The sequence below is a fragment of the Pseudomonas sp. HR96 genome (assembly GCF_034059295.1).
Taxonomy (GTDB): Bacteria; Pseudomonadota; Gammaproteobacteria; order Pseudomonadales; family Pseudomonadaceae; genus Aquipseudomonas.
On the sequence record NZ_CP139141.1, the window covers coordinates 730,651 to 748,887 of the forward strand.

Consider the following 18,237-nt stretch of genomic DNA (forward strand, 5'->3'; position numbering starts at 1 on the left):
GCAGACACCTGTCAACGGCCGAGGTAGACCTCGATCACCCGTTCATCCGCCTGCACCTGCTCCAGCGAACCCTCGGCCAGCACGCTGCCCTGGTGCAGCACCGTGACGTGGTCGGCGATGGAGCCGACGAAGCCCATGTCGTGCTCCACCACCATCAGCGAGTGCTTGCCGGCAAGGGTCTTGAACAACTCGGCAGTGAACTCGGTCTCGGCGTCGGTCATGCCCGCCACCGGTTCGTCGAGCAACAGCAGCTGAGGGTCCTGCACCAGCAGCATGCCGATCTCCAGGAACTGCTTCTGGCCGTGGGACAGCAGCCCGGCCGGGCGGTTGACCGAGGCGCTCAGGCGGATGGTCTCCAGCACGCTGGCGATGCGGTCGTGCTGCTCGCCGCTCAGCTTCGCGCGCAGGCTGGCCCACACCGACTTGTCGGTCTTCTGCGCCAGTTCGAGGTTTTCGAACACCGTCAGCGCTTCGAACACGGTGGGCTTCTGGAACTTGCGGCCGATGCCGGCCTGGGCGATCTGCACCTCGCCGAGGCTGGTCAGGTCCAGCGTCTCGCCGAACCAGGCCTGGCCCTCGCTGGGCCGGGTCTTGCCGGTGATGACGTCCATCATGGTGGTCTTGCCGGCGCCGTTGGGGCCGATGATGCAGCGCAGCTCGCCGACGCCGATGTACAGGTTGAGGTTGTTCAAGGCCTTGAAGCCATCGAAGCTGACGCTGATGTCTTCCAGGGTCAGGATGGTGCCGTGGCGGGTGTTGAGCCCGGGTCCGGCGCTTTGCCCCAGGCCGATGGCGTCGCGGCTGGTGCCGGCGTCGCTGTTGGGGTCCAGCACCGGTTCGAGCATGAATTCGGGCGTCGGTGTGATTCTCATTGCTCACCCCTCTTCTTGATCAGGCCGATCACACCCTTGGGCAGGTACAGCGTGACGATGATGAACAGCGCGCCGAGAAAGAACAGCCAGTACTCCGGGAACGCTACGGTGAACCAGCTCTTCATGCCGTTGACCACGCCGGCGCCGAGCAGCGGGCCGATCAGCGTGCCGCGCCCGCCCAGCGCGACCCACACCGCCGCCTCGATGGAGTTGGTCGGCGACATCTCGCTGGGGTTGATGATGCCCACCTGCGGCACGTACAAGGCCCCGGCCAGGCCGCACAACACGGCGCTCAGCACCCACACGAACAGCTTGAAGCCGCGGGGGTCGTAGCCGCAGAACATCAGGCGGTTCTCGGCGTCGCGCAGGGCGGTCAGCACCCGGCCGAACTTGCTCGCGGCCAGGCGCCAGCCGAGCAGCAGGCTGGCCACCAGCAGCGCCACGGTGAGCAGGAACAGCACCGCGCGGGTGCCCTGGGAGGTGATGCTGAAACCCAGGATGCTGCGAAAGTTGGTGAAGCCGTTGTTGCCGCCAAAACCGGTCTCGTTGCGAAAGAACAGCAGCATGCCGGCGAAGGTCAGGGCCTGGGTCATGATCGAGAAATACACGCCCTTGATCCGCGAGCGGAAGGCAAAGAAGCCGAACACCAGGGCCAGCAGGCCGGGCGCCAGCACCACCAGGCACAGCGCCCAGAGAAAGTGGTTGGTGCCAACCCAGTACCACGGCAGCTCGGTCCACGAAAGAAAGGTCATGAACGCCGGCAGGCCGTCGCCGGCCGCTTCGCGCATCAGGTACATGCCCATGGCATAGCCGCCGAGGGCAAAGAACAGGCCATGGCCCAGCGACAGCAGGCCGGCATAGCCCCACACCAGGTCCAGCGCCAGGGCGACGATGGCGTAGCAGAGGATCTTGCCGACCAGGGTCAGGGTATAGGCCGACACCTGCAGGCTGTTGTCCGCCGGCAGCAGCGACAGCAACGGCAGGGCGATCAGCAGCACCAGCACGAGCGCGCCGATCGCCAGGGTGATCTTGGGCCCGGCCTTTTGTGCAGCGCTGACCATCAATGGCTGGTTCATCAGTCGATCACCCGTCCTTTCAGTGCGAAGAGGCCTTGCGGGCGCTTCTGGATGAACAGAATGATCAGCGCAAGGATGAGGATCTTGCCAAGTACGGCGCCGATCTGCGGCTCGAGAATCTTGTTGGCGATGCCCAGGCCGAAGGCCGCAGAGACACTGCCTGCCAGCTGTCCGACGCCGCCGAGCACCACCACCAGGAAGGAGTCGATGATGTAGCTCTGGCCCAGGTCCGGGCCGACGTTGCCGATCTGGCTCAGGGCCACGCCGCCGAGGCCGGCGATGCCCGAGCCGAGGCCGAAGGCAAGCATGTCGACGCGACCGGTGGGCACGCCGCAGCAGGCGGCCATGTTGCGGTTCTGGGTCACCGCGCGCACGTTGAGGCCCAGGCGAGTCTTGTTCAGCAGCAGCCAGGTCAGCGCCACCACTGCCAGGGCGAACAGGATGATGACGATGCGGTTGTACGGCAGCACCAGGTTGGGCATTACCTGGATCCCGCCCGACAGCCACTCGGGGTTGGCCACCTCGACGTTCTGCGCGCCGAAGGCCAGGCGCACAGCCTGGATCAGCATCAGGCTGATGCCCCAGGTCGCCAGCAGAGTCTCCAGCGGCCGGCCATAAAGATGGCGAATCACCGTGCGTTCCAGCGCCATGCCGATCGCGGCGGTGACGAAGAAGGCTACCGGCAGGGCGATCAGCGGGTAGTACTCGAGGGCGCCGGGCGCGTAGTGCTGGAACAGCAGCTGCACCACGTAGGTGGAGTAGGCGCCAAGCATGAGCATCTCGCCGTGAGCCATGTTGATCACCCCCAGCAGGCCGAAGGTGATCGCCAGGCCCAGCGCCGCCAGCAACAGGATCGAGCCCAGCGACAGGCCGCTGAAGGCCTCGCCGAGGATGTCGCCGATCATCAACTGGCGCTTGATCTGCACCAAACTGGTTTCTACCGCAGTACGCACGCCCGCGTCACTTTCGGCGTCCGGCGCCTGCAGCGTCTGCAGGCGGGTCAGGGCCATGGGGTCGCCGGTCTCGCCGAGCAGGCGCACGGCGGCCAGGCGCACGGCCGGGTCTGGGTCGACCAGTTGCAGGTTGGCCAGGGCCAGGCTCAAGGCAGCCTTGACCACAGGGTTCTTCTCGCCGGCGACTTCATGGTCGAGCAGGCCGAGTTGGTTGGGCCGGGCGCCGCGCTGCAACTGCTGGGCGGCGGCCAGGCGAATCTTGTCGTCGTTGGACAGCAGCTGATGGCTGGCCACGGCGGTGTCGGTCAGGCCGCGCAGACGGTTGTTCAGGCGCAGCTTGCGCATGGGTTCGACCGGCGCGTCATTGCTGTCGAGGTTGACCAGCTTGCCGTCGTTGTCGATGAAGGGGTGCTTGTTGTCGTCGGCAGCCACGCGGCCCTGCTGCAGTGCCAGGAGAAAATCCAGGCGTTGCGGCACCGGTTGCGCCGACCAGGTTTCCAGCAAGGTCGCCTGCTGGCTGGAGTCGGCGGCAACGAAATCGCCGGCGTCGCTGGCATGGGCTGCCAAGGGCAGCAGCAGGGTCAGGCTGAGGATCAAACGAGTGAGGGCGCTGGGCATTGGCAATGTCCTGTGGGGTCCCTGAAGCGGCGGCCGGTTCGCAGGGCCGAGCTTGCTCGAGAAGGGTATTGCACCCGTTCCCGAGCGAGCTCGGTCCTACAGACTGAGGCCAGTCCGGCGAACAGCGATCTCGCCTTAGTTGCTCTTCACCGCATAGTCAGGCTTCTTGTCGTTGCCTGGGATAAACGGGCTCCACGGCTGAGCGCGGATCGGCTCCTTGGTCTGCCACACAACGTTGAACTGACCGTTGTCCTCGATCTCGCCGATCATCACCGGCTTGTGCAGGTGGTGGTTGGTCTTGTCCATGGTCAGGGTAAAGCCCGACGGCGCGGCGAAGGTCTGCCCGGCCATGGCCTCGCGAACCTTGTCGACATCGGTGGACTTGGCCTTCTCGGCCGCTTGCGCCCACATGTGGATGCCCACGTAGGTGGCTTCCATCGGGTCGTTGGTGACCACGGTGTCGGCGTTGGGCAGGTTGTGCTTCTTGGCGTAGGCCTTCCAGTCGGCGACGAACTTCTTGTTCACCGGGTTTTCTACCGATTCGAAGTAGTTCCAGGCGGCCAGGTTGCCTACCAGCGGCTTGGTGTCGATGCCGCGCAGTTCTTCTTCGCCGACCGAGAACGCCACCACCGGCACGTCGGTTGCCTTCAGGCCCTGGTTGGCCAGTTCCTTGTAGAACGGCACGTTGGAGTCGCCGTTGACGGTGGAGATGACTGCGGTCTTGCCACCGGCGGAGAACTTCTTGATGTTGGCGACAATGGTCTGGTAGTCGGCATGGCCGAATGGGGTGTAGACCTCTTCGATGTCGCTGTCTTTCACGCCTTTGGAGTGCAGGAAGGCGCGCAGGATCTTGTTGGTGGTGCGCGGGTAGACGTAGTCGGTGCCCAGCAGGAAAAAACGCTTGGCCGCGCCGCCGTCTTCGCTCATCAGGTACTCGACCGCCGGGATAGCCTGCTGGTTGGGCGCCGCGCCGGTGTAGAAGACGTTGGGCGACATTTCCTCGCCTTCGTATTGCACCGGGTAGAACAGCAGGCCGTTGAGCTCCTCGAACACTGGCAGCACCGACTTGCGCGACACCGAGGTCCAGCAGCCGAACACTACCGCCACTTTGTCCTGAGTGATCAACTGCCGGGCTTTCTCGGCGAACAGCGGCCAGTTGGAAGCGGGGTCCACCACTACCGGCTCGAGCATCTTGCCGTTGACGCCGCCCTTGGCGTTTATCTCGTCGATGGTCATCAACGCCATGTCTTTAAGAGAGGTTTCGGAAATCGCCATGGTCCCGGAAAGCGAGTGCAGGATGCCGACCTTGATGGTCTCGGCGGCCTGAACGGTCCAGGACATGCCCATCGCGGCGATGGACGCCGTCAGAGTGAAAGCCTTGATCAAGCTGCGACGCTTCATTTGTGCAATCTCCATTTACCGTTTTTTTAGTGGGCAGACGACAACTCTCCGGCAAGGGTGTTTGCAAGGCGTGTGCCGGAACGGCCGACGGCCTGTAGCGGGCCCCCGCGCATCTGCGCGAAACGGCATCGCGCACCGCAAGGGTGCCGGGCGCGAGAGGGAGTGCACGTGCGTGCGCTGGGACGGTGCGTTTTGCTAAGCGGATTGCTAGCACATGCTGGGCTGACCGCAATCGCTGCGGATAGAGGCAAAGCCCGAGGGGACACCAGGCCGTTGCTGACCCATCAGGCAGTCAACCAAGGAGGGTAACCCCCATCCGCCCGATCAAAAACACCAGCAGAATCAGAAAAAGCACCCTGATAAATCCGCTGCCCAAGCGTAGGGCCAGGTAAACCCCCGCGAGCGAACCGCTGATATTACAAACGGCCACCACTCCACCAATGGCCCATAGCACATTGCCCGAAGGCACAAAAAATAGGAGCGCGGCGGTGAAGGTTCCCAGGTTGACCAACTTGGCCGAAGCCGAGGCGTTGAGGAAATCGAAGCCGAAATATCGAACGAAGATAAACAGCAGCAGGCTGCCACTGCCGGGCCCGAACACGCCGTCGTAAAAGCCGATGAGCCCACCTGCCACAGCGCCGATGGCCACATCTTTGCGACGAAGTGGCAGCACATGATGGACCTGACCCATGTCCTTTTTCATGAACGTGTATAAGGCCATCGCTATGAGGATAATAAAAACCGCATATTCCATCAGCTTCTTCGGAATGAATGAAACCGATAGTGCGCCAGGCCAGGATAGTGCGAACGCCGAAAGCATCATGGGCAACAGTAACTTCCAGATGATGCGTACTCTTTTTACATAGCTGAAAATAGAAAAGATGTTTCCAGCAAGCGCCGCAAGCTTGTTGGTCCCGAATACTGTGCTCAAGCTGAATTGAGGCAAGGCATGCAGCAGCGCTGGGACCTGAATCAATCCCCCACCACCCACAGCAGCATCCATCAAACCGCCGCAAAAAGCGAAAAACCCTAATATTAAAAGGGTCTGATCTAAGTCCATGGATGAGTGTCCGCTGAGGAATTTATGCCATGAACACGCTTGCAGAGTATGTCCCTCAGTAGCCTGCTCATCAGGTGGATTGCGCGGTAGTTTAACTAAGCCGGAGAATGGCTCGGGCAGTTATCGCAAGAGAAAATGTTTAAATATGTTGCTGAGCTGAAGCGCCAAAACTCATCCGATACTTCGCCCCCCCTTCCCACCAAGGTGGGAAGGGGCAGAGCCGCCAGGCCGTTTCAGCCTGGTAACCGAGTACCCGCCCTGATCATCACCACCACCCGATCCACCACCCACACCGCCAGCAACGACAGGCCCACCAGCGGAAAAGCCAAGGCGAGCACAGCCATCACCCCCATGGCGACCTTCCATTTGGGCAGATCATGGCGCAGTGGCGGCACGCCGAGGCTGCCGGTGGGGCGGCGTTGCCACCAGATGAGCAAGCCGCTGACAGCGCTGAGCAGAATCATCACGCAGACCAGGGCGATCGCCCATTGGTTGATCGGCCCCAACAGCTTGCCTTCGTGCAGCATCACGCCCATTTCCGTGGCGCGGGCGACGTTGCCGTAGTCTTTCCAGCGCACGTCGGCCAGCACCTGGCCGGTGTACTGGTCCACATGCAAGGTGGCGTCGTGGCGTGGGTCGTCGGCGAACAGGGCGATGGTGAAGACGCCGGTTTCGGTGGTGGGCAGGGTGATGCTATAGCCGGGTCCTACCCCCCTCTCCGAGGCACGCTGCACCACGCTTTGCAGGCTGACCATGGGCGCGGCGGGCGGTGCTGGGATGGCGCCGTGCTGCATGTGCTCGGCGTGCGCGCCGCTGGCCTCGGACATCGGCATCGGGGTGTTTTCCAGTGCCCAGGGCACGGTCTGACGGGCTGCGCTGTTGAGGCTGCGGGCCTGCAGGTCGGACGTGGGCACCTGGTTCCACATGGCGTCCGGGAAGCGGTTCCACACGTCGGCGAACTGCTTGCCCCAGAAGCCGGTCCAGGTCATGCCACTGATCAGCATGAGCAGCAGGCAAACCGAGCCCCAGAAGCCGACCACGCTGTGAATGTCCCGCCACAGCGCACGGCCGCGGCTGCGCCAGCGTGGCCAGAGCACGCCGCTGGCGGCCGTGCCGCGCGGCCACCACAGGTACAGGCCGGAGACCACCAGCACGATGCCCCATCCGGCGGCCAGTTCGACGAGGCGGTCGCCCAAGGTGCCGATCATCAGTTCGCCGTGCAGGGCGCGGGCTACGGCTTGCAGGTTGAGCTTGGCGTCCTGGTCGCCGAGCAACTCGCCGCTGTAGGGGTTGATGAAGACATTGAGCTCGCGGCCATGCTCCTTCACCACGAATTGCGCGCTGCGGTCCACAGCGGTGGGCGGCAGGTATTGGCTGACGCTGGCGTGCGGGTAGGCAGCACGCACGTCCCGCAGCAGGGTGTCGGCGGCCAGGCGCTGTTCGGCCACCGGCACCACCAGCAAATGGCGGTACAGCAGCGGATCAAGCTGCGGCTTGAACAGGTAGATCAGGCCGGTCAGGGCCAGCAGGATCATGAACGGGGCGACGAACAGGCCGGCGTAGAAATGCCAGCGCCAGGCCAGGTTGTAGAACGAGATTCGAGAAGTGCTCATAAAGGTTTCCTTGATCGCCAGGCGGGCTGTCAGAAGCTGAATTCGACTTTGCTCCAGAGCGTGCGCCCCGGTTCATTGACGGCCTGCGGGTCGCTGGCCGGGTAGCCGAAGCCGGCGTTGCCGGCCAGGTTCAGGTGCTCGGCGTAGGCCTTGCCGAACAGGTTGTCGATGCCACTGCTGAGCTTGAGATGGGAGTTCACCCGGTAGGCGGCGTTGAGCGAAAACACGCCGAAGCCGGGGCTTTGCCGGTAATCCTTGCCGACCACGTTGCCAGCGTCGGCGTCGATGCGCCGTTGTGCCGCGACCAGCCGCCAAAGCGCGGCGGCGCTCCAGTTGTCGCGGGCATAGGTCAGGCCCAGGCGCGTATCCAGCGGTGGCATCTGCGGCAGCGGGCGGTGGTCAGTGGTGTTTTCGCCCCAGGCGTAGGCGAGGGTGGCGTCCACCTTCCAGCGCGGGGTGAGGTTGTACGCCGCGCCCAATTCGCCGCCCCAGATGCGCGCATCGACGTTGCGCGCCTGGGTGTCGTTGCCCTGGTAGTCGAAGAGCATGAAGTTCTCGACCTGGCCCAGGTAACCCGAGGCCCAGGCGTCGAGATCGGCGTGCCGGTACTGCAGGCCGACGTCCAGCTGCGTGGTCTTTTCCGGCTTGAGGCCGGCGAAGGCGTTGGCGGATCCGCTCGGGCCGCGGGTGGGCGAAAACAGCTCCCAATAGTCCGGGAAGCGCTGCACATGCCCCACGCCGGCATAGGCGGTGGCCGGCAGACTGGCCAGGTCATGCTCCCAGCGCACGAAGCCGCTGGGCAGGCTGGCCTGGCGCTGCTGGTCGGCGGTGGGGTTGGGCACCACGCTCATGCCGGAGCCGAGGGTCTGCCGAGAGTCGCGAGCCGAGGCGCGGTCCAGGCGGGCACCGCTGACCAGGCGGTCGTTATCGTCGAGGCTCCAGGTCAGCTCGCCGAACAGGCCGTAATTGCGCAGTTCGGCGTCCTTGTCCCAGGGCAGCTCCTTGTAGGTGTCCACGCCCATGGCGCTGCGAGCGCGGTGCTGGCTGGTCTGGGCGTCTACGCCGGCGAGCAGTTGCAGGTCGTTCCAGTGCCAGGTGCCCTTGAGGCGCGTCCCCAGCGTGCGGCGCTCGACGGCACTGGCCATGGGGCCGGCCATCATGCCGGTGGTCGATGGCGTGCGCAGGCTGTAGTTGTCCATCACGTGGTCGGCGTAGTTGTAGTAGACCTGCCCCTCGAGTTTGTCGAACACCTCGCCCAGGCCGCTCTTCTCGAAGCGCAGGCCCAGGCTTTCGCGCTTGAACTGGGCGCCGTCCATCCCACGGCCAGCGTAGCGAGCATCGCCGTTGCCTTTGCCGGCGGTGAGCTCGACCAGGGTGTCGGCATCTGGAGTCCAGCCGAGGGCGGCATCGCCGTTCCATTTGTCCCAGCGCGAAGGCACCCGGTGGTTGTCGCCGTCGCGGTAGTCGTCGGCCTGGGACTGATTGCCGACGAAGCGGGCATAGCCCTCGCGATTGCCGACTGCGGTGTCGACGAGCTTGTCGAACCGGCCGTTGGAGCCGGTCAGCAGGCTGGCGTTCAGACGCGTGCCCAGTTCCGAGGAGGGTTGCGAGAACTGCTCCGGCTCGCGCTCGAAAAGCACCGTGCCGGCCGAGGCGCCGGGACCCCACTGCACGCTTTGCGGGCCCTTGATCACGGTCAGGCGGTCGAAGGTTTCAGGGGAGATGTAGGCGGTGGGTGCGTCCATGCGGTTGGGGCAGGCGCCGATCATGTTGCCGCCGTTGGTGAGGATGTTCAGACGTGAGCCAAACATGCCGCGCAGCACCGGGTCGCCGTTGCTGCCACCGGCGCGGATGGCGCTGAAGCCGGGAATGGTTTTCAGGTAGTCGGCGCCATCGCTGGCCGGCACCGGCTGGCGTGGGTCTTTGGGATCGGTGGTGATGGTCAAGGGGGAGGTGGGTGCCAGCGCCGTGATGACGACAGGGCTCAATTCGCTGATCGGTTCCCCGGCGGACACCAGGACAGGCACAAGCGTGCCGCACACTGCGGCGAACGAAGTTAAACGCACAGACATGGAAGATTCCAACTGCTAACAGCCATACGGGCGCGCGCCGCCGTGCTGCTCTATGGGCAGTTCACGGCGGCGGGCGAAGGATGTGGGTCAGGCAGGCAGGGAAACGGGTGGCGCGCGGGTGCGGGCACCGGGGAAGATCGCCTGGCGGGCGTGGCCGGCGAGTGCCTGCGGCGGGCTGCCGAGGCTGTGCAACGGCTGCGCGGCGGCGATGAAAAGCAGCGCCTGGGGCAGGGCCGGATTGTGAAAGAACAGGCTGCAGTAGCCGCATTTTTCCCAGAGTGGGTGCAGGCTGTGATCGTGCTCACCGGAGTGCGCGGTGGCCGGCATCTGCATGGACATGGGCATGTCCATCGCCATGCCCATCGGCATGTCGTGGGCCATGCCCCGGCTGGTACCGCCAGGGGTGGGCAGTGATTGCGATACCAGCGGGCCGATGAACATCATCAGCATGGCGAACACGCCCAGCCAGCTGGCGCGGCGATGCGTCAGCGTGCTGGAACGGGTGGCCTTGCGGGTGAGAGTTGTCATCGATCAGCGCGGGTCCGCCGGGGGCACCTTGAGCACATCGACGTCGACGCTGACATCGCCGGCCTTCTCGAAGTGCAGCACCAACGGGAAGAACTGGCCATCGCGCAGTGGGCCGTTCAGTTGCGTGAGCATGATGTGGTAACCCATGGGCGCAAAGGCCACGCGGGTGCCCGGGCCGACGCTGACGCCGTCCTCGACCTTCTGCATCTTCATCATGCCGTCCTGGTCGACGTGCGCGTGGATCTCGGCCGTGCCGGCCGCCGGGGTGTCCACCGACTTCAAGCGGTCGGCGTTCATGCCCTGGTTATCGAGGACCAGGTACACCGCCACCGTCGGCGAGTTGGGCGGCAGTTCCTGCGACCAGGGCTGCAGAATGTGCAGGTCGCCGACGGCGAAATCATTGGCCTGCACGGGCAGCGCGAGCACTGCGGCGAGGCTCAGCAAAACGGTATGAAATAGCCGGAATCGGGTCATGGATTTTCCGTTGACGGAACGTGCTGGAAGCTCGCCATTAAGCCAGAGGTGGCCATCAGGTGAAAGGCGTTAAATGGTTCAGCAGTGCTGCGACCGACTGCCACTCCCGATCCGCTGCCGGCAGTGCCGGGCGCCCCAGCAGCAACACCGGCACGCCGCGCTCGCGCGCCACTTGCAGCTTGGGTTCGGTGGCGCCGCTGCCGCTGTTCTTGCTGACCAGTACGTCGATGTGACGACGTTCGAACAGTGTGCGCTCGTCCTCCAGCAGGAAAGGCCCGCGCGCACCGATGATTTCGCACTGATGGTTGCCCGGATAGTTGTCCAGTGCGCGCAGGGTCCAGAACTGCCCGGGCGGGATTTCATGGATGTGCGCCAGCGGCTCGCGGCCCAGGGTGAACAGCGGGCGCGAGAACGGCGCCAGCGCGCTCGTCAGTGCCGGCCAGTCGGCGACTTCGCGCCAGTCATCCCCGGCCTGCGGCTGCCAGGCGGGCCGGCGCAGCGCCCAGTAGGGAATGCCTGCGGCGCGGGCCGCCTTGGCAGCGTTGGCGCTGATCTGCGCAGCGTAGGGGTGGGTGGCGTCCAGCAGCAGGCCGAACTGCTGCTCGCGCAGGTAGGCCGCCAGGCCCTCGGCCCCGCCATAACCGCCGACCCGCACCTGGCAGCGCAGGTCGCCCGGCACGCGGCCGACACCGGCCAGGCTGTAGACGTGCTGCGGGCCCAGGGTGCGAGCGACCGCCAGGGCCTCGGCGACGCCGCCGAGCAGCAGGATGCGCGGCGGCTTCATGGCACGGCTCCGGCATGGCCGACGATGCCGCCCTGGCGATCGATGGCGAACACCTCGACGCTGACGCTGGCCGGCACCACGCTGCGGGCGAAGGCCAGCGCGTGGCCGCACACCGCGTCGCCAAGGGCGAAGCCGGCGGCGCTGGCCATCGCCAGGGCCTGCTGGCTGGTATTGGCCTGGCAGATGTCTTCCTGCAACTGGGCGCTGGCGCCGAGGGCGGCGGCCCATTCGGCCAGCTGCGGCAGGTCGATGCTCGAATGGCGGCTGTGCAGGTCCATGTGCCCGGCCGCCAGCTTGCTGATCTTGCCGAAGCCGCCACACAGGCTCAGGCGAGGCACCGGCACCTTGCGCAGGTGCTTGAGCACGGCGCCGACGAAGTCGCCCATCTCGATTAGAGCAATGTCGGGCAGTTGGTAGACCTGGCGCATGGTGTCTTCGCTGGCGTTGCCGGTGCAGGCGGCGATGTGGCTGTAGCCATTGGTGCTGGCGACGTCGATGCCCTGCTGGATGGAGGCGATGTAGGCCGCGCAGGAGAACGGCCGGACGATGCCGCTGGTGCCCAGGATCGACAGGCCGCCAAGGATGCCCAGCCGCGGGTTCATGGTCTTGAGCGCCAGCTCGGCGCCGTGCTCGACGTTGACCGTGACTTCGAAGCCGCCGCCATAGCCGCACTCGCCGGCGAGCTGCGCCAGGTGTTCGACGATCATGCGCCGCGGCACCGGGTTGATCGCCGGCTCGCCGACGCCCAGCACCAGCCCGGGGCGGGTCACGGTGCCGACGCCGCTGCCGGCGAAGAAGCGCACGCCGGGTGCCGCCACCAGGCGCACCTGGCTGTAGAGCAGGGCGCCGTGGGTCACATCGGGGTCGTCGCCGGCGTCCTTGAGGGTGCCGGCTTCGGCGCCGTCGGCGGTCGGCCGGCAGAACTCCAGGCGCATCGACACCTGCTTGCCTTTGGGCAGGACGATGTCTGCCGCGTCGCTGGCCACGCCGCGCAGCAACAGCCGGGCGGCCGCCAGGCTGGTGGCGGTGGCGCAGCTGCCGGTGGTCAGGCCGCTGCGCAGGGGCGCTGGCTGCTCGGCGGTTTCGTCACGCATGGAGGGGCTTGACCAGATCGAGCAAGGTGATGGGCAGGGACTGGCGCCAAGTGTCGAACTCGCCCAGGGGCTGCGCCTGGGCGATATGCAGGCGGGTCAACTCGCCGCCGTGCGTTGCCCGCCACTGCGCCAGCACCAGCTCGCTCTGCAGGGTCACGGCGTTGGCTATCAGGCGGCCGCCGGGTTTGAGGTGGTGCCAGCAGTGCTGCAGCACGCCTTCACGGGTGACGCCACCGCCGATGAAGATCGCGTCAGGGGCCGGCAGGTCCTGCAAGGCTTGCGGCGCGCTGCCGCGCACCAGTTGCAGCCCGGGCACGCCGAGCACGTCGCGGTTGTGCTCGATCAGGGCCTGGCGCCCGGCATCGGCTTCGATGGCCAGCGCCCGGCAGGCCGGGTGGCTGCGCATCCATTCGATGCCGATCGACCCGCTGCCGGCGCCGACGTCCCACAGCAGTTCGCCGGGCTGTGGGGCGAGACGGGCGAGAGTGACGGCGCGCACGTCACGTTTGGTGATCTGCCCGTCGTGGCGAAAGGCACTGTCCGGCAACCCGGCCAGGCGCGACAGGCGCGGCGTGTCGCTGGCAGCCTGGCACTCGATGGCCAGCAGGTTGAGGTCGGCGCCGGGCGCGGCCTGCCAGGCCTCGGCCAGGCCGTCGAAGCGGCGCTCGGCCGGGCCGCCGAGATGTTCCAGCACGGTCATGCGGCTGGGGCCGAAGCCGCGCTCGCAGAGCAGCCAGGCGACTTGCGCGGGGCTTTGTGCATCGTTGCTGAGCACCAGCAGGCGCACCCCGCTGGCCAGTTGCGCGGCGATGGCGGCTACCGGGCGGGCGACTACCGACAGGGTGGTCACCTCCTGCAGCGGCCAGCCCAGCCGCGCGGCGGCCAGCGAGAACGACGAGGGCGCCGGCAGCACGGTCATGGCCGTGCTGTCGAGCTGGCGTGCCAGGCTGGCGCCGACGCCGTAGAGCATCGGATCGCCACTGGCCAGCACGCAGACCGCCTCGCCCGGGCGCGCCAGCACCGCCTCGAGGCTGAACGGGCTCGGCCAGGGCTGGCGCTCGGCGGCGATGCAGGGCGGCAGCAGGGCCAGTTGCCGTGGGCTGCCGAACACCCGGCCGGCGCGCAGCAGCGCGTGCCGGGCGTTCTTGCCCAGCCCGGCGTAGCCGTCTTCGCCAATCCCCACCACGGTCAGCCAGGGCGCCATGCCTGCTCCTTTCTTGAATGATCCGACCAGCAGGCTTTTCATGCCGCCGGCTAAAACGGGCATAATACCGCGCCTTGTACCCGCAAGCGCCCTTTCCACGATCTCTGGTGCCCCTTTTGAGCGAGCCTGCTGCCCACACGCCCCTGCGCCCCTCGGCCTGCCCGGGATTGCTGCGCGTGGTGCAGGCACTCGACGGCGGCCTGTGTCGGGTGAAGTTGCCCGGTGGCGTGCTGCGCGCCGAGCAGGCCGAGGCCCTGGCGCAGGCGGCCCGGCGCTACGCCAGCGGCGTGCTTGAAGTCACCAACCGCAGCAACCTGCAGATCCGCGGTATCGGCGGCGAGGCGGCCGCGCTGGCCGAGGCATTGCTGGCGGCCGGGCTCGGTCCGCGTGAGGTGGCCGCCGACGATGTGCGCAATCTCATGCTCAGTCCTGCCGCCGGTCTCGATCCCGCCCGCTTGATCGACGTCGGCCCCCTGGCCACGCAGATTCTCGCCAGCCTGGAACAGCGAACGTCGCTGCACCAGCTGTCGGCCAAGTTCGCCGTGCAACTGGACGGCGCTGAAGAATTGGCGATGGTCGAGCATCACCACGATCTGTGGCTGTCGGCCATGGTTCATCAAGGGCAGACCCTGTTCGCGGTCGGCCTGGCTGGCTGCCCGGTCGATGGCAGCCAACTGGCCGTGGCCGCGCAGGATGCCCATGCACTGGTGCTGGCCGTGCTCGAGCGCTTCGTGAAAGTGGCGACGCCCGCGCAGACGCGCATGCGCGACCTTGGCGCCAGCCTTCAAGACCTTTTGCAGGGCAGCGCAATTGCGCTGCACGCCGTAGCGTTTCGCCGCGCCAGGGTGCTGGCCGAACCCCTGGGCGTTCATGTGCAGTCGCAGCCGGGGCGGGTCAGCGTCTGCGCTGGCGCGCCGCTGGGCCGCCTGGATGCAATGGCCCTGCACGGGGTGGCGCAACTGGCCCGGCGCTATGGCGACGGCACCCTGCGCATGACGCCCTGGCAAGGGCTTTTGCTGCCGCACATCGCCACCGGCCAGGCCGGGGAGGTCGTCAGCCAGCTCGATGCCTTGGGCCTGTTGACCGACGCCGCTGCACCCTTGGCGCAACTGCTGGCCTGCACCGGCGCGGCAGGCTGCGCCAAGGGGCACTCCGACACCAAGGCCGACGCCCTGCGCCTGGCGCAACTATTGCCACGCGCCCAGGCCGTGCACCTGAGCGGCTGCCCGCGCTCGTGCGCCTGCGCCCACGGCGCGCCGGTCACGCTGCTGGCCACCAGCCCAGGCCACTATGATCTGTATGTTCGCGATGCCCAGGGCGAGGGCTTCGGCGCCCTGCAGGCACGCAATCTTTCCCTGCAAGCGGCCGCCGCCTGGCTGGGCCGCTCATGCAGCGACTCTTCGACTGACAAAGGCACCCCATGATTGACTACATCCGCGACGGTCAGGAGATCTATCGCAACTCTTTCGCCATCATCCGCGCCGAGGCCGACCTGAGTGGCATTCCCGCCGACCTGGAAAAACTCGCCGTGCGGGTCATCCACGCCTGCGGCATGGTCGAGGTGGTCGAAGGCCTGCGCTTCTCCCCCGGCGCCGGCAAGGCCGGGCGCGACGCGCTGGCCGCCGGCGCGGCGATCCTCTGCGATGCGCACATGGTGGCCGAGGGCGTGACCCGCGCGCGGCTGCCGGCGAACAACCCGGTGATCTGCACCCTCAAGCACGACGGCGTGGCAGAGCTGGCCCGCGAACTGGGCAACACCCGTTCGGCGGCGGCCCTGGAATTGTGGCGGCCACACCTGGAAGGCGCGGTGGTGGTCATCGGCAATGCGCCGACGGCGCTGTTCTACCTGCTGGAGATGATCGACGCCGGCGCGCCGAAACCGGCGCTGATCCTCGGTTTCCCGGTCGGCTTCGTCGGCGCGGCCGAGTCCAAGGCCATGCTGGCGGCGGACAGCCGCGGCGTGCCATTCGTCATCATGCAGGGCCGCCGCGGCGGCAGCGCGATGGCTGCTGCAGCCATCAATGCCTTGGCCACGGAGGTCGAATGATGCAGGCTCGTGGCCGTTTGCTGGGCCTGGGCGTGGGCCCCGGCGACCCGGAACTGATCACCGTCAAGGCCTTGCGCCTGCTGCGCGAAGCGCCGGTGGTGGCGTATTTCGTGGCCAAAGGTAAAAAAGGCAATGCCTTCGGCATCATCGAGGCGCACCTGCAGGCCGCCCAGCAACTGCTGCCGCTGGTCTACCCGGTGACCACCGAAGCCCTGCCGGCGCCCTTGTCGTATGAGCAGGTGATCAGCGACTTCTACGACAGCGCCAGCCACGAGGTGGCCGCGCACCTGGACGCCGGCCGCGACGTGGCGGTGATCTGCGAAGGCGATCCGATGTTCTATGGTTCCTACATGTACCTGCACGACCGCCTGGCCGAACGCTACGAGGCGCAGGTCATCCCCGGCGTGTGCTCGATGCTCGGCGGCGCCGCCGTGCTCGGCGCGCCGCTGGTGTATCGCAACCAGAGCCTGTCGGTGCTCTCCGGCGTGCTGCCGGCCGACGAGCTCAAGCGGCGTCTGGCCGACGCCGACGCCGCCGTGGTCATGAAACTGGGACGCAACTTTCCCAAGGTACGCCAGGTGCTGGCCGAGCTGGGCCTGGCCGAGCGGGCGCTGTACGTGGAGCGCGCGACCATGGCCAATCAGAAGGTGGTGGCCCTGGCCGAGGTCGACCCGATGTCGTCGCCGTACTTCTCGCTGATCATCGTGCCCGGTGAACGGTGGCAGGGCTGATGAGCACCTCGACTCCTGCGATCGTCATCCTCGGCAACGGCGCCCTGGCCACTGCGCAACGCGTGCAACAACGCTATCCGGGGGCGCTGATCCACGGCCTGGCCGGGCGAGTCGGCGCTGCCGATCGCCACTATCAGGATTTCGGCGCCACGCTGCGTGAACTGTATCGGCACAACACGCCGATCATCGCCCTGTGCGCTGCGGGCATCGTTATTCGGACCTTGGCCAGCGAGCTGCTGGAGAAGGGCGCCGAGCCGCCCGTGCTGGCCGTGGCCGAGGACGGCAGCGCCGTGGTGCCACTGCTGGGCGGGCTGGGCGGGGTGAATGTCATGGCCCGCGAGATCGGTGCCGCCCTGGGCGTGGCGGCGGCGATCACCACCAGCGGCGAGTTGCGTTTCGGCACCTGCCTGCTCAACCCGCCGCCAGGCTACGCGCTGGCCGACCTGGACCAGGGCAAACGCTTCGTCTCCGATCTGCTGGCCGGCGAACCGGTGCGCATCGAAGGCCAGGCCCCATGGCTGGCGTCGGCGCAGTTGACCGAAGACCCTGGCGCGCGTCTGCGCATTCATGTTGGCAGCCAGGCGCGGCAGGCATCCGCCGATGAATTGTTGATTCATCCACGCAGCGTGCTGGTGGCCGTCAGCGCGGCCACCCCCGCATTGGCCGAACGGGTGCACCAGGCACTGCAGGCGGCGGACGTGGCGTTGCCGGCACTGGCTTGCCTGCTGGCCAGCGAAGACGATATGGCGCAGCCGGCGCTTCGCGAGGCGGCGCTGGCGCTGGGCGTGCCCCTGCGCTTTGCGGCGCCCGCCAGCTCGTTGCGCGAGCTGGCCGAGCGGGCCGTCGTCGGTGGGCTGCCGGTGGTCGAATGCGAGCAGGTGGCCATCGCCGTAGCCGCGCAGCCCCTGCAGATCGCGACCATCGGCCGCCGGCGCGGTCGCCTTGCCGTGGTCGGTCTCGGCCCGGGGGCCGCCGAGCTGATGGTGCCCGCCGTCAGGGCTGAGCTGGCGCAAGCCAACGACGTGCTCGGCTACGAGACCTATGTGCGCATGGCCGGGCCGTTTCGCGACGACCAGGTGCTGCATTGCAGCGACAACCGCGAAGAGCTGCTGCGCGCCCGTCACGCCTTCGAGCTGGCGGCCAGCGGCCGCTCGGTGGTAGTGGTGTCGTCCGGCGACCCGGGCGTGTTCGCCATGGCGGCAGCCGTGCTCGAGGCCCTGCATGAGTCCAGCGACCCGGCCTGGCATCGGGTCGACCTGCAAATGTTGCCGGGGGTGTCTGCTTCGCTGGCCACTGCCGCCCAGGCCGGTGCACCGCTGGGCCACGATTTCTGCGTGATCTCGCTGTCGGACAACCTCAAGCCCTGGTCGATCATCGAAACCCGCCTGGACCTGGCCGCCCAGGCCGACCTGGCGCTGGCGTTCTATAACCCGATCTCGCGTTCGCGCCCGCATCAGCTGGGGCTGGCGCTGGAGATCGTCCGCCGCCATCGCCGTGCCGACACCCCGGTGACCCTTGGCCGCGACATCGGGCGCCCCGGCCAGAGCCTGCGGGTCACCACCCTCGGCGAACTGACCCCAGAGCAGGTCGACATGCGCACCATGGTGCTGGTCGGCTCGTCCACCACCTGCGTGTTTGCGCGTGCCGATGGCGGAGTCTGGGTGTACACCCCGCGCTACTACGGCGCCGCGTACAAGAGATGACAGGGCC

At 66.9% G+C, this 18,237-nt stretch carries 16 protein-coding genes; 4 read left to right on the forward strand and 12 right to left on the reverse strand.

What is annotated here, in order from left to right:
* Positions 1–11 precede the first annotated feature (11 nt).
* From urtD to cbiE, 12 genes are all read right to left on the reverse strand, one after another.
* Positions 12–872, reverse strand: coding sequence for an urea ABC transporter ATP-binding protein UrtD (urtD, locus tag SFA35_RS03510; RefSeq protein ID WP_414058483.1), 861 nt, complete (start codon positions 870–872; stop codon positions 12–14).
* The gene (gene urtC, locus SFA35_RS03515; protein ID WP_320575245.1) at positions 869–1,948 is read right to left on the reverse strand and encodes an urea ABC transporter permease subunit UrtC; all 1,080 of its coding nucleotides are present in this window, start codon (positions 1,946–1,948) and stop codon (positions 869–871) included. Before urtC ends, urtD begins: the two co-directional genes overlap by 4 nt.
* Positions 1,948–3,519, reverse strand: coding sequence for an urea ABC transporter permease subunit UrtB (gene urtB / locus SFA35_RS03520; RefSeq protein WP_320575247.1), 1,572 nt, complete (start codon positions 3,517–3,519; stop codon positions 1,948–1,950). Before urtB ends, urtC begins: the two co-directional genes overlap by 1 nt.
* A gap of 135 nt (positions 3,520–3,654) precedes the next feature.
* A complete protein-coding gene (gene urtA, locus SFA35_RS03525; protein WP_320575249.1) occupies positions 3,655–4,920 on the reverse strand; it encodes an urea ABC transporter substrate-binding protein in 1,266 nt (421 codons plus the stop codon).
* 292 nt (positions 4,921–5,212) lie between these two features.
* Positions 5,213–5,980: a sulfite exporter TauE/SafE family protein gene (locus SFA35_RS03530; protein WP_320575251.1), complete on the reverse strand. Its 768-nt coding sequence runs from the start codon at positions 5,978–5,980 to the stop codon at positions 5,213–5,215.
* Positions 5,981–6,213: 233 nt separating this feature from the next.
* On the reverse strand, positions 6,214–7,593 hold the full coding sequence (locus SFA35_RS03535; protein WP_320575253.1) for a PepSY domain-containing protein: 1,380 nt from the start codon (positions 7,591–7,593) through the stop codon (positions 6,214–6,216).
* Positions 7,594–7,622: 29 nt separating this feature from the next.
* Positions 7,623–9,665, reverse strand: coding sequence for a TonB-dependent copper receptor (locus SFA35_RS03540; RefSeq protein WP_320575255.1), 2,043 nt, complete (start codon positions 9,663–9,665; stop codon positions 7,623–7,625).
* 87 nt (positions 9,666–9,752) lie between these two features.
* Complete coding sequence (locus SFA35_RS03545) at positions 9,753–10,193, reverse strand: DUF2946 domain-containing protein (protein WP_320575257.1); 441 nt, start codon at positions 10,191–10,193, stop codon at positions 9,753–9,755.
* 3 nt (positions 10,194–10,196) lie between these two features.
* The gene (locus SFA35_RS03550; RefSeq protein WP_320575259.1) at positions 10,197–10,667 is read right to left on the reverse strand and encodes a copper chaperone PCu(A)C; all 471 of its coding nucleotides are present in this window, start codon (positions 10,665–10,667) and stop codon (positions 10,197–10,199) included.
* 55 nt (positions 10,668–10,722) lie between these two features.
* The gene (locus SFA35_RS03555; RefSeq protein ID WP_320575261.1) at positions 10,723–11,451 is read right to left on the reverse strand and encodes a cobalt-precorrin-6A reductase; all 729 of its coding nucleotides are present in this window, start codon (positions 11,449–11,451) and stop codon (positions 10,723–10,725) included.
* On the reverse strand, positions 11,448–12,545 hold the full coding sequence (locus SFA35_RS03560) for a cobalt-precorrin-5B (C(1))-methyltransferase (protein ID WP_320575263.1): 1,098 nt from the start codon (positions 12,543–12,545) through the stop codon (positions 11,448–11,450). Before SFA35_RS03560 ends, SFA35_RS03555 begins: the two co-directional genes overlap by 4 nt.
* Positions 12,538–13,749: a precorrin-6y C5,15-methyltransferase (decarboxylating) subunit CbiE gene (gene cbiE, locus SFA35_RS03565; RefSeq protein WP_320578827.1), complete on the reverse strand. Its 1,212-nt coding sequence runs from the start codon at positions 13,747–13,749 to the stop codon at positions 12,538–12,540. Before cbiE ends, SFA35_RS03560 begins: the two co-directional genes overlap by 8 nt.
* A 107-nt stretch (positions 13,750–13,856) precedes the next feature.
* Between cbiE and cobG the strand changes: the two genes are divergently transcribed.
* From cobG to cobJ, 4 genes are read left to right on the forward strand one after another with little or no spacing between them, the layout of a single operon-like run.
* Positions 13,857–15,173 carry a precorrin-3B synthase gene (cobG, locus tag SFA35_RS03570; protein ID WP_320575265.1) on the forward strand — a complete coding sequence of 439 codons (1,317 nt, stop codon included), beginning with the start codon at positions 13,857–13,859 and terminating at the stop codon, positions 15,171–15,173.
* Positions 15,170–15,796, forward strand: a complete 627-nt coding sequence (locus tag SFA35_RS03575; protein ID WP_320575267.1) for a precorrin-8X methylmutase — start codon at positions 15,170–15,172, stop codon at positions 15,794–15,796. The genes cobG and SFA35_RS03575 overlap by 4 nt, the downstream gene beginning before the upstream one ends.
* Positions 15,793–16,527, forward strand: a complete 735-nt coding sequence (locus SFA35_RS03580; protein ID WP_320575269.1) for a precorrin-2 C(20)-methyltransferase — start codon at positions 15,793–15,795, stop codon at positions 16,525–16,527. Before SFA35_RS03575 ends, SFA35_RS03580 begins: the two co-directional genes overlap by 4 nt.
* Entirely contained in the window at positions 16,527–18,230 is a 1,704-nt protein-coding gene (gene cobJ / locus SFA35_RS03585; RefSeq protein WP_320575271.1) for a precorrin-3B C(17)-methyltransferase, read from the forward strand. The genes SFA35_RS03580 and cobJ overlap by 1 nt, the downstream gene beginning before the upstream one ends.
* Positions 18,231–18,237 lie beyond the last annotated feature (7 nt).